The following is a 12,962-nucleotide window of genomic DNA, read 5'->3' as shown; positions in this document are numbered from 1 at the left end:
TTCTAGTTTTTTAACAATATTCAATGTAAAAGTATCTTAAAATAAATTAGAAATTTATTGTATTATCGTACTTTTGCGAAACTATTTTAACAAAAAAGGTATATTCACTAAACATTATGGATAGGTTTTCATTTTTAAACGCAGCACACACAGAATTTTTCGCACAATTATACGATCAATATTTAGAGAATCCAGATAGCGTAGAGCCAAGTTGGAGAAGTTTTTTTCAAGGGTTCGACTTTGGGATGACCACTTACAATGAGGAGAACCCAGTGGATCAAATTGCAAATTTTGCCTCTAGTAATACGGATGTAAGTTTGGTCTCTGATAAACTTCAAAAAGAGTTTAATGTATTGAAATTGATTGATGGATATCGTTCCCGCGGCCATTTGTTTACTAAAACGAATCCGGTTCGAGAAAGACGTACTACATCGCCAACACTTGAAATTACTAATTTTGGACTTTCATCCGCGGATTTGAACACTGTATTCGATGCCGCTAAGGTGATAAATATTCAGCCTTGTACGCTTCAGGAAATCATCAAACACCTAGATACTATATACTGCCAGCACATTGGGGTGGAATATATGTATATTCGTAAACCGGAAGTAGTGGAGTGGATTCAGAAAAAATTAGGAGTCAATGATAATCAGCCTAATTTTTCTGCAGATGAAAAAAAATCAATTCTGAATAAATTGAACCAAGCTGTTTCTTTTGAAAACTTTTTACACACAAAATATGTGGGTCAAAAACGTTTTTCTCTTGAAGGTGGAGAGTCAATTATTCCCGCTTTGGATGCTTTGCTAGAAAAAGCAGCCGAAAAAGGGGTGGAACAATTTGTAATGGGAATGGCACACCGTGGTCGTTTGAATGTTTTGGCCAATATTTTTGGCAAGTCAACGCAAGATATTTTTGGTGAGTTTGACGGTAAAGACTACGATCAAGAATATTTTGATGGGGATGTGAAGTACCACTTAGGGCTAACGGCTGATAAAGTGACCGCTACAGGAAAAAAAATCAATATTAATTTAGCTCCCAATCCTTCACACCTTGAAACAGTAGGTGCTGTAATCGAAGGAATTACAAGAGCAAAACAAGATAAATATTTCCCAAATGATTTCTCTAAAGTATTGCCAATCGCCGTTCATGGTGATGCCGCAATTGCAGGTCAGGGAATTCTTTATGAAATTGTACAAATGGCGCAATTGGACGGTTACAAAACCGGAGGAACAATCCATATTGTAATCAATAATCAAGTAGGATTTACGACTAATTACCTTGATGCACGTTCATCTACCTATTGTACGGATGTTGCCAAAGTAACGCTTTCGCCAGTATTGCACGTAAATGCGGATGACGCTGAAGCAGTAGTTCACGCCATGTCATTTGCTTTGGATTTCAGAATGCAATTTGGTAAAGATGTATTTATCGATTTATTAGGATATAGAAAATACGGACATAACGAAGGTGATGAGCCTCGTTTTACACAGCCCGTATTGTATAAAATCATTGCTAAGCACAAAAATCCAAGAGATATTTACATGGAGAAATTACTTGCTGACGGAGTAATTGACAACACTTTTGTAAAAGGATTAGAGCAAGAATACAAATCAAATTTGGAAATAAACTTAGAAGAATCCCGCAAGAAGGATTTAACTATAATTACGCCATTCATGAAAAATGAGTGGAAAGGTTTCGAGCAAGTTTCTGATGTTGAAATGCTAAAAAAAGTAGATACCACTTTCCCAAAAGAAGGACTTACTGAAGTTGCAAACGTGATTTGTAACTTGCCAACTGACAAGAAATTTATTAGCAAAATACAAAAACTGATCAACGACAGAAAAACAATGTTTTTCGAAACGAATAAGCTGGATTGGGCTATGGCCGAACATTTAGCGTATGGTTCACTTTTAAAAGAAGGATACGATGTTCGTATTTCCGGGCAAGATGTGGAGCGAGGGACATTCTCTCACCGTCACGCTGTTGTAAAAGTGGAAGATTCAGAAGAAGAAGTTACTTTATTGAGTAATTTAGAAGGAGCAACCGGAAAATTCAATATTTACAATTCACTTTTATCTGAGTACGGAGTTTTAGGATTTGATTACGGATACGCTTTGGCAAACCCAAATACACTAACCATTTGGGAAGCACAATTTGGAGATTTCAGTAATGGAGCCCAAATTATGATTGACCAATACATCTCTTGTGGAGAAGATAAATGGAACAACCAGAACGGAATTGTTTTATTATTGCCTCACGGATATGAAGGACAAGGAGCAGAGCATTCTTCAGCCAGAATGGAGCGTTATTTGCAACTTTGTGCCAGACATAACATGTATGTTGCGGATTGTACAACCCCAGCAAACTTTTATCACTTGTTGAGAAGACAAATGAAAACAACCTTCCGTAAACCGCTTATCGTGTTTACACCAAAGAGTTTGTTGCGTGACCCAAGAGTGGTTTCTACAGTTGAGGAATTTGCAACAGGTAGTTTCCAAGAAACATTTGATGATATTACGGTGAATAAAGAGGAGGTAAAAACATTAGTTTTCTGTACCGGAAAATTCTATTATGATATTACTGCTGAAAGAGAAAATCTGGGTAGGAATGATGTAGCGGTAGTCAGAATCGAACAATTATTCCCATTGCCTGTGGAGCAATTGAAAGATATTATTGCTAAATATCCAAATGCTGACGATTATGTTTGGGCACAAGAAGAGCCTAAAAATATGGGAGCCTATAGTTTCATGTTGATGAATTTTGATTTAGTAAAATGGAGATTAGCATCGTTGAAAGCATACGCAGCTCCTGCCTCAGGTAGTTATACAAGAGCAAAACGTCGTCAGGCAGATGCTTTGCGAATGGTTTTTGATAAAAATTTATATAGATAAAAAAATAGTTTAAAGTTTAAGGTTTAAAGTTGCTCTCGGGTGAATTTAAACTTTAAACAATTCAAACCTTAAACAAAAAAAAGATGATTTTAGAAATGAAAGTCCCATCACCAGGGGAATCTATAAAAGAAGTTGAAATTGCAACTTGGTTGGTAAAAGATGGAGATTATGTAGAAAAAGACCAAGCTATTGCTGAGGTTGATTCTGACAAAGCAACCTTAGAATTGCCTGCAGAAGCCAGCGGAATCATTACGTTGAAAGCAGAAGAAGGCGATGCTGTAGCAGTAGGAGCAGTTGTTTGCCATATTGATACGGACGGAGCCAAACCCACAGGTGACGCACCCGTTGAGGAAGCTCCTAAAGCGGAAGCACCAAAAGCAGAAGCTCCAAAAGCGGTTCCGGTAGTGGCAGCTCCAGCAGCGACTTATGCTGCGGGAACACCTTCTCCAGCAGCAAGGAAAATATTAGAAGAAAAAAATATAGCACCAGCTTCCCTTTCAGGAACTGGAAGAGACGGACGAATAACTAAAGATGATGCAGTAAATGCAGTGCCTTCAATGGGAACGCCTACAGGTGGTTCTCGTGGGACGGAGCGTACTAAATTATCTATGTTGCGTCGTAAAGTAGCGGAGAGATTGGTTGCCGCTAAAAACGAAACAGCGATGTTGACTACTTTTAATGAAGTAAACATGACGCCAATAAATTTAATTCGTAATGAATACAAAGATACGTTCAAGGCAAAACATGGTGGAATAGGTTTAGGATACATGTCTTTCTTTACGAAAGCAGTAACCAGAGCCTTAAAATTATTTCCAGATGTAAACTCTATGATGGATGGTGATCACAAAATTGCATTCGATTTTTGCGACATTTCCATTGCGGTTTCCGGACCTAAAGGTTTAATGGTTCCTGTAGTTCGTAATGCGGAGAACTTGACTTTTCGAGGTGTTGAAGCTGATATTAAAAGATTGGCTATCAAAGCGCGTGATGGTCAAATCACAGTTGATGATATGACAGGTGGAACCTTTACAATTACCAATGGGGGTGTTTTTGGAAGTATGTTGTCTACTCCAATTATCAATCCACCACAATCAGGAATTTTGGGAATGCATAACATTATTGAGCGTCCAATTGCCGTAAACGGAAAAGTGGAAATTCACCCAATGATGTATGTAGCGCTGTCTTATGATCACCGAATTATTGACGGTCGTGAGTCTGTAGGTTTCTTAGTAGCTGTAAAAGAAGCGTTAGAAAATCCAATGGAATTACTGTTAGAGAACAATCCTAAAAAAGCATTCGAATTGTAGTCATAAGTACTTTTTACACTTTTAAAGTACTCATCTTAATCCCGTTTTGTTCAATAACAAAACGGGATTTTTTATGCATCTAAATTTAATTTAGTAAATAAACATTTATTCGTATAATTTTTTATGTTTATTGTTTTTTATTAGTAAATAAATTGCATTTAGTATAAATTTAAATCATGAAAACAGATAATTTACCTTAACATTACCACAACATCGTGAATTAATTAGCATCATATTTTTATTTAAAATACTTCTAAAATAATGTTAAGTCCTAGCAATGTCGATATTTGGGGCTAATTACTGTTAAGTAATTTCTTTATTACAGTGTATAGTTTTTAGATGGGTGGCATATTCAATCTTAGGACAATACATTCATAAATTTGAGAATAACTAATAACTCAAAATTATGAAGAACATTACTTTATTCCTTTTCCTGTTGGTTTTTTCAATAGGATTCTCACAAAATGCGCCAATTACCTTCGAGACTGGAGCGTTTGGTTCAACATGGTCCTTTGCTACTTTTGAAAATGGATCAGGAGCGGGTTACTCTAAGGTTGCAAATCCATTTCCCAGCGGAATCAATAATTCAGCCACGGTTGGAAAATTTGTAGCTGGTACTAGTGCCTCAAATGCAGCGCCGTATGCGGGATTTGAATCCGCTCATGCTTCGGGTGCAAATGGAATAGGTACTTTTACCTTGAGCGCTTCTAACAGTATCATTAAAATAATGGTCTATAAGACTGTTATTAGCGATGTAGCTATAAAATTTGCAATAGGAAATGGTGGTGCGCAACCAGAAATCAAAGTGGCGAATACTAAAATTAACGAGTGGGAAGAATTAACTTTTGATTTTTCGGGAAAAATAGGGTTATTTGAAACTATCAATATTGATCAAATTATTTTCTTTTTAGATTTCAATGCCAGAACAGTTGAAACTACTAGTTATTTTGATAACGTTTCCTTTTCAGCAAAGCCAGCAGCGACTGCACCTACGATTGCTGCACCAACGCCTATCCCAGCAGCTGCTAACGTGATTTCATTATTTAGCGATGCTTACACCAATGTTACAGTTGACAATTGGAGAGCAGATTGGGGACAATCAGGAAATGTACTATCTGACATTCAAGTGGCTGGAAATAACACTAAAAAATATACAGACTTAACTTATTTTGGAGTGATAACTGAAGCTAATAAAATTGATGCCTCTTCAATGCTTAATTTCCATATTGATGTTTGGACACCTGATGTGACCACATTTAAAATTAAAATAGTCGATTTTGGTGCTGACGGTGCTTATCAAGGCGGAGATGATAAAGAGTTCGAAATTACTCGTACTTTAACATTAAGCGGTTGGAACAGCTTGGAAATTCCGCTTTCAGAATTTACAGGACTTACAACAAAAGCGCATATCGCACAGTTTGTTTTCTCAGGTTCAGCAGGAACAATCTTTATAGATAATGTTTATTTTAATAAAGTGGCAATAGTAGCGCCACCTGCTGCTGCACCGTATGCTCCGGTTACTTTTGAAACGGGCGAATATGGGTCTACGTGGGTTTTGACCTCTTTTGATAATCCTTCGGGAGGATCTACAGCATCTTTATTGGCTTCAAATCCTAATAAAACGGGAATTAACGCCTCCAATACTGCTGCTAAATTTACCGCTTTGGTTGCAGGTGCTTGGTATACAGGTTTTGAAACCGCTCATGCTTCTGGTACAAATGGAATTGGAACATTTACATTAAATGAAACTAATAGTACGGTTAAAATAATGGTATATAAGGATGTAATTAGTAAAGTAGGTATAAAGTTTGCTCGTCCTGATGGTGGATCAACGGGAGAAATCACGGTTACCAACACTAAAATAAACGAATGGGAGGAACTAACTTTTAATTTTGCCTCTAAAATAGGAGAAGGAGTTTCTGCCGGAATCGATCAAATGATTATATTTCCTGATTTTATTCCTGAAGGAACAACAAGAAGCGCTGATCATGTATGCTATGTTGATAATATTACATTTTCTGCAAAAATAGCTGCTCCGGTTGCCGCAACGGCTCCTACTGTAGCTGCGCCCACTCCTCCAGCAAGAGCAGTGGCAGATGTGAAATCTTTGTACAGCGATGCTTATGCGGTTTACAAAGCAGGAGATTGGTGCAAGTGTTGGGGCCAGTCTACGGATGTTACTGAAGAACTTATTGCGACTAATAATACAAGAAAATTAAGTAATTTCAATTATCAGGGAATTACCTTGCCTGGCGCAGAGGTTTTTGATCTTTCTGATATGACGACCATGCATGTAGATTTATGGTCTTCCATTGCAACTTCAGTTAAAATTAATCTAATAAATCCGGGTCCGGTAGAATCTGGAGTAACTTTAACAATTGCGCCAGGGTGGAATAGTTTCGATATGACGTTGAACGCTGCTAATTTTCCTGGGATAAACTTTAGTAACGTATTTCAAATGAGTTTGTCTTCTACTCCCTCGGGAACCTCGGTTTATTTGGATAATTTTTATTTTTACAAATCTACAGTAGTTGTTGCTCCAACAGAACCTACTGTTGCGGCACCAACGCCTGCAACAGCCCCAGCAAATGTCATTTCAATGTTCAGTAATGCGTATGCAAATGTTCCCGTTACTACTTGGAGAACGGACTGGTCAGTTGGAAGTAGTTTGACTGATCTGCAAATTGCTGGGAATGACACAAAGAAATACACAAATTTGAATTATTTTGGTGTTGACGTTACCGGTACGATAGATGCATCACAAATGTTGTACTTCCATATTGATGTGTGGACAACGGATTTGACCGCTTTCAGAGTTAAATTAGTAGATTTTGGAGCAAATGGAGTGTATCAAGGAGGTGATGATGTAGAGTTTGAAGTGACTCGTACGCCAACTTTATCAGGATGGAACAGCTACGATATTCCATTCTCTGACTTTACTGGATTATCAACCAGAGGACATATTGCTCAGTTAGTAATGTCAGGAACTCCAGCAGGAACGGTTTATATCGACAATGTTTATTTTAGCAAAGTAGCCACCATTTTAAACGTTACTAATTTTGAAGCTTCAAGAGTGATGATGTATCCTAATCCAGTTACCAATTATTTAACAATTGAAGCAGATAGTGCAATCGAAAAGGTGAGTTTTTACACTATATTAGGCCAAGAAGTGCTAGTGAAAAATCCAAAAAGTAATTCCACAACCATTCAAACCAGCGAACTTTCAAAAGGAGTTTATATCGTTAGAACATTGGTTGACGGAAAGGTAATTACCACTAAAATGATTAAAGAGTAGCAGTATTGCATTTTGTAGTATAAAAAGAGCGTATCGAATTTCGATGCGCTCTTTTTTTTAGAATTTTAATAAATACAAATAGTGGTTGTAATAGTCTACAATCGCTTTGCCTTTCATCAAAATGTCGGCTCCTATAATTCCATGAACTGGTTTTGACTTATGTTGCACTAACGCTTCATTGACGTGAGACAAATCAAAAATTACAAGTTCAAAGTTAGTATCTTTCCATGAGCCAAGCTGTAATTGATTTTTTAAAGCGAGTTGCGTAATCATCCCAGTTGCTCCTGCTCCCGAAGCTTTAGTCTTAGATTTTTTTGCTTCCAAGAGAAATAAATCAATACTTTCAAATCCCACACAACTGCTTGACGCTCCGGTGTCTAAAATAAAATTTCCTAACACACCATTAATTTTTGCTCTTATCAAAAGATGCTGTGTTTTAGTGATTTTAAATTTTACTTTTTTATAATTTTCCTTTTTAAGGATATAGTGGAGGTTTTTCATTTAAGCTGAATTTATTTCAGTAACTTTTTTATGTTTCACAAAGATACATGGAGTTTCCGAAGGAATCCAACGAATCTTTTTAAAACCATTTTTTCGCCAACTTTTATTCTTGTAATTTTGTACCCTTAAACGATACCCTTGGAAACAAAAGCAATACTTACCGATACCCACACACATCTTTACAGCGAAGAATTTGATCAAGACCGAGACGAAATGATACAGCGTGCGCTTGATGCTGGTGTTTCGCGTTTTTTTATTCCTGCCATCGATTCTACCTATACTGAAGTGATGTATGATTTGGAAAAAAAGCATCCTGATACGGTATTCTTGATGATGGGTTTGCATCCTACCTACGTTAAAGATAACTATCTTGAAGAAGTACAACATGTGGAAAACGAATTGGCCAAAAGAAAATTTTATGCGGTAGGCGAAATTGGAATCGATTTATATTGGGATAAAACCCATTTGAAGGAGCAGCAAATTGCTTTCAAAAAGCAAATACAACTAGCGAAACAGTATAAATTACCCATTGTTATTCATTGTCGGGATGCATTTGATGAAGTATTTGAAATTTTAGAAGAAGAAAAATCACCGGAATTATTTGGTATTTTTCATTGTTTTTCAGGAACTTATGAGCAGGCTTTACAGGCGATTTCTTATAACATGAAGTTGGGAATAGGTGGTGTTGTGACTTTTAAAAATGGAAAAATCGATCAGTTCCTGAACCAAATTGATTTAAAACACATCGTTCTGGAAACCGATTCTCCTTATTTATCACCGATTCCTTTTAGAGGCAAAAGAAATGAAAGTAGTTATATTGTGAATGTAGCGGCTAAGATTGCTCAGATTTACGGTCTGTCAGAAAATGAAATTGCTACCTTAACCACAGAGAATTCTAAAGCTATTTTTGGGATTTAAAATAGAATTCACATTATTTTGATATTTTTTTTGTTCATTTGCCAACACAAAAATTGAGAACCCCAATGCAGAAATTTGACGCTATTCGGCCATTTTATAATTCCGAAATAAACGAAGCACTTCAGAATGTTGTTAATCATCCAATGATGAAAGCATTGATGAATTTTACTTTTCCCGGCGTAGCAGACGAAGTTTGGAAAGAGCAACTTCGAAAAACACATTCTATTCGGGATTTTCAATGTAATTTCATTTACCAATCCGTGCAAAGAGTATTGGAAAAAAGCTCTGACGGGTTAACGACTTCTGGTTTTGAAAACTTACGACCAAACACCTCTTATTTATTCATTTCGAATCATCGCGATATTCTATTGGATACTACATTACTGAATACGGCATTGTTTGAGCACGGTTTAGTGATGACTGCTTCAGCAATAGGAGATAATTTAGTTAAGAAATCATTTTTAAATACATTAGCAAAACTAAATCGGAACTTTCTTGTGCAGCGTGGCTTAACGCCAAGAGAAATGTTGCAAAGTTCAAAGCTACTTTCAGAATATATTGGTGAGCTGTTGCTTCACGAAAATCGGTCGGTTTGGATCGCTCAACGCGAAGGAAGAACGAAAGATGGCAATGATGAAACCAATCCTGGTATTTTAAAAATGTTAGGAATGGGCTCAGATGAAAAGAATTTGATGGATTATTTCAGAAAAATAAAAATTGTACCCGTTTCTATTTCGTACGAATACGATCCTACTGATGCTTTGAAAATGCCACAGTTGATGGCTGAAGCCAATAATGAAGTGTACATCAAAGAAAAAAATGAAGATTTCATGACGATTCTTAGTGGTGCCTTAGGACAAAAGAAACGGATTCATATTCATGTAGGGAAAGTGCTGGATACTGAAATCGACGAAATTAAAGCCGAAAAGGACAGCACAAACAAGCAGATAGTTGCCGTAGCACAAGTTATTGATGATGCTATACTAGGTAATTATGAGTTGTGGCCTACCAATTTTATTGCTTATGATATTGTATATAAAACCAACCGCTACGCACATTTATACACTGAAAATGAAAAATCATTATTCGAACGCCGACTAGAAATGCGCATTGATCATGATAATCCAGTAGCTTTGGATGGTTTTCTCGCCATGTATGCCAATCCAGTTGTGAATAAGTTAAAATACCACGATGTTGTATAAGGCTAAAATACTGTTGATCTATACCGGTGGAACCATTGGGATGAGGAAAGATTTTGAGACAGGAGCGCTAAAAGCATTTAATTTTAGTAAATTATTACAGCGAATTCCAGAATTGAAACAATTGGACTGCGAGATAGAAACTATTTCGTTCGAAAATCCCATCGACTCCTCCAATATGAACCCGGAAGAATGGTCTAAAATAGCCACTATTATTGCCGATAATTATATAGAATTTGATGGATTTGTTGTGTTGCACGGGTCGGACACCATGTCTTATTCGGCATCAGCATTGAGTTTTATGCTCGAAAATTTAGCGAAACCAGTTATTTTTACGGGTTCTCAATTACCAATTGGCGATCTACGCACCGATGCTAAAGAAAATTTAATCACGGCTATTCAAATCGCATCATTGCGAAATGAAAACGGACCTGTGATTAGTGAAGTGGGGCTATATTTTGAATACAAATTATACCGCGGGAACAGAACGACAAAGATCAATGCCGAACATTTTAAAGCATTTACTTCGCCTAATTATCCACAATTAGTAGAGTCAGGCGTGCATTTAAAATGGAGTGCTGATCTTTTTTTGCCTAAAAGCAACAATAACGAAATTATAGTTCACAAAAATTTAGATACGAATGTAGCTATTGTAAAAATGTTTCCTGGGATTAGTGAAGCTGTGCTTGAGGCAATTTTGAATATTCCAAATCTGAAAGGGATTGTATTAGAAACCTACGGCGCAGGCAATGCCCCAACCGAAGAATGGTTTCTTAATTTATTAAAAAAAGCCATCACTAGCGGTTTACACATCGTGAATGTGACACAATGTTCTGGCGGAAGTGTTAATATGGGACAATACGAGACCAGTACTGGCATGAAAGAAATAGGAGTGATCTCTGGAAAAGATATCACTACAGAGGCTGGAATTACAAAATTGATGTATTTATTGGGGCAAAATATTCCTGCAAAGGATTTCAAAACGGTGTATGAGACTTCTTTGCGTGGTGAAATGATATAATATTCAGATTTTACTTTTCTAAGTCAGATTTTTTCGTGTTATTTGCAAACCAAAATAGAGAGGTGTCCGAGTGGCTGAAGGAGCTAGCCTGGAAAGCTAGTATGTGGGTAACTGCATCGTGGGTTCGAATCCCATCCTCTCTGCAAAATAAAATAGTGCTTCCTGCAAGGGGAGCATTTTTTGTTTTATAGCGTACCAAACTTTTTAGTTTGGCTAAGCGTATAAAAGTAAAAGGTTAGGATTGAAAAGCCAAATGTATTTTGTTTGTGAGATGTCGTTTCAAGGGTTGCCGCAGGAACCCGTTGATAATGGCTACAGAGGTTGTCTCAATCATTTTATATCAGATTTTTTTTAAAGTAGAAAAGTAAAAGTTTATTTGTCTGTAATATACTTTAGAAAACGGTCAAAATCCTATATTTGTAGTGTTATAATGAGAATTAGAATCGGACCTTGTTTGAAACAATCATATAGCAAATTAAATCAATCAAAATATGCGAATTTTTCTTAGTTGTTTTCTGCTGCTTTTAGTTGCTCCTGTTTTCTCTCAAGAAAACACAATAACTCAAGATACACTTGTTTTGAAAGTCGATTCCTTGTACCGAGAAGATCAGTTTTATTTTGCCATTACATACAATACACTTACTGATAAGCCAGAAGGGTTGTCGCAAAGTAAATTTTCTTCAGGATTTTCAGGAGGATTTTTAAGAGACATGCCAATCAATAAGAAAAGAACCATTGCTGTTGCTTCCGGTATAGGTTTTACCTACACGAATCACAATCAGAACTTGGCCATTTCTTCAACAGCTGAAACCCCATTTTATGCCTTTATTGATCAGGAAACAAAGTATAAGAAAAACAAGTTTTCCTTGCTTTCTATTGATGTTCCTATTGAGTTCAGGTGGCGAACTTCGACTTATGAAAGTCATAAATTTTGGAGAATTTATACCGGAATAAAGTTCAGTTATTTACTGTATGACAAGTCTATTTTTGATAGCAATGCGGGTAAAGTTGAAGTTACTGGAAATAAAGATTTTACTAAATTTCAATATGGAGCGTATGTTTCATCAGGATACAACACGATAAATCTTTATTTGTACTATGGATTGAATCCATTGTTTCAATCGGCTAAGGTAAATGGCGAATCCATTAACATGAAGTCCTTAAATTTCGGAATTATTTTCTACATTTTATAACCACAAAACCAATAAAAGCAGTTGTGGAATAGCGCCTATACAAAAACCTATAACCAGTTCTTTATAGGTGTGCGCTTTCATTTCTAACCGGGAAGAGGCTATGAAACCGTTGAGGAGAATTAAAATTGTAATCGTGAATATACTCTGAACACGAAGATGCAGGCTTAAGCCAATAACAAAAACGGTCAAAGAACTAATAGCAATCAGGTGAAGACTCGCCTTAATATTAGCAAATAATAGAATCAAGGCTAACAAAGTACTTAAAAGTCCTCCCAATAAAAAAAAATGCAATTCGGTATATCGATCAATGGTGATGCTCTTGCGCACCAGTAAAATAATCAAAAAACAGTGAATGATCAATGGGATTTTGCGTTGTGATATTTTTGAAATCATTACAGAATCTATGTTTCCTGTTGCTCGCAATAGTAAAAATGCTAGGATGGGAATGAATACTGTGACGATGACAACTTGAAAAAAAACAAATATTTTTTCATGAGTAACAAAATCAGCATCGTTATAAAAAAGATAAAACAGCGTTGCCATGGCCGGTATAAACATCGGATGGAAAATATATGAAAAAGATGGAAGAATTTTTTTCAAGAGGACTCATTTTTAGCTGAAAACAAATATAAGTAAT

General features: G+C 36.3%; 9 protein-coding genes and 1 tRNA gene. 8 read left to right on the top strand and 2 right to left on the bottom strand.

Features of this window, described 5'->3' with window-relative positions; translation table 11 throughout:
• Positions 1–116: 116 nt before the first annotated feature.
• From BLS90_RS04995 to BLS90_RS04985, 3 genes are all read left to right on the top strand, one after another.
• A complete protein-coding gene (locus BLS90_RS04995) occupies positions 117–2,891 on the top strand; it encodes a 2-oxoglutarate dehydrogenase E1 component (RefSeq protein ID WP_091255938.1) in 2,775 nt (924 codons plus the stop codon).
• A gap of 83 nt (positions 2,892–2,974) precedes the next feature.
• Positions 2,975–4,198: a 2-oxoglutarate dehydrogenase complex dihydrolipoyllysine-residue succinyltransferase gene (gene odhB / locus BLS90_RS04990; protein ID WP_091255928.1), complete on the top strand. Its 1,224-nt coding sequence runs from the start codon at positions 2,975–2,977 to the stop codon at positions 4,196–4,198.
• A 406-nt stretch (positions 4,199–4,604) separates the two neighbouring features.
• A complete protein-coding gene (locus tag BLS90_RS04985) occupies positions 4,605–7,493 on the top strand; it encodes a T9SS type A sorting domain-containing protein (protein WP_091255925.1) in 2,889 nt (962 codons plus the stop codon).
• A 57-nt stretch (positions 7,494–7,550) separates the two neighbouring features.
• On the opposite strand, the gene BLS90_RS04980 is transcribed toward BLS90_RS04985, so the two are convergent.
• Complete coding sequence (locus BLS90_RS04980; RefSeq protein ID WP_091255923.1) at positions 7,551–7,994, bottom strand: retropepsin-like aspartic protease; 444 nt, start codon at positions 7,992–7,994, stop codon at positions 7,551–7,553.
• A gap of 138 nt (positions 7,995–8,132) precedes the next feature.
• On the opposite strand from BLS90_RS04980, the gene BLS90_RS04975 reads away from it, so the two are divergent.
• From BLS90_RS04975 to BLS90_RS04955, 5 genes are all read left to right on the top strand, one after another.
• The gene (locus BLS90_RS04975) at positions 8,133–8,912 is read left to right on the top strand and encodes a TatD family hydrolase (protein ID WP_091255921.1); all 780 of its coding nucleotides are present in this window, start codon (positions 8,133–8,135) and stop codon (positions 8,910–8,912) included.
• Between the two features lie 65 nt (positions 8,913–8,977).
• Positions 8,978–10,114, top strand: coding sequence for a 1-acyl-sn-glycerol-3-phosphate acyltransferase (locus BLS90_RS04970; RefSeq protein ID WP_091255918.1), 1,137 nt, complete (start codon positions 8,978–8,980; stop codon positions 10,112–10,114).
• Entirely contained in the window at positions 10,104–11,132 is a 1,029-nt protein-coding gene (locus BLS90_RS04965; RefSeq protein ID WP_091255916.1) for an asparaginase, read from the top strand. Before BLS90_RS04970 ends, BLS90_RS04965 begins: the two co-directional genes overlap by 11 nt.
• Positions 11,133–11,188: 56 nt before the next feature.
• Positions 11,189–11,275 (top strand) — tRNA-Ser (locus BLS90_RS04960).
• 348 nt (positions 11,276–11,623) lie between these two features.
• On the top strand, positions 11,624–12,325 hold the full coding sequence (locus tag BLS90_RS04955) for a porin family protein (RefSeq protein WP_091255914.1): 702 nt from the start codon (positions 11,624–11,626) through the stop codon (positions 12,323–12,325).
• Here BLS90_RS04955 and BLS90_RS04950 read toward each other — a convergent pair.
• Positions 12,320–12,925, bottom strand: coding sequence for a hypothetical protein (locus BLS90_RS04950; RefSeq protein WP_091255911.1), 606 nt, complete (start codon positions 12,923–12,925; stop codon positions 12,320–12,322). The two genes, BLS90_RS04955 and BLS90_RS04950, sit on opposite strands and share 6 nt — an antisense overlap.
• Positions 12,926–12,962: the final 37 nt, after the last annotated feature.

This window comes from Flavobacterium omnivorum, from assembly GCF_900099915.1.
Lineage (GTDB): Bacteria > Bacteroidota > Bacteroidia > Flavobacteriales > Flavobacteriaceae > Flavobacterium > Flavobacterium omnivorum.
The sequence above is the reverse complement of the archived record's forward strand: the minus strand, read 5'-3'. Positions and strand labels throughout refer to the sequence as shown.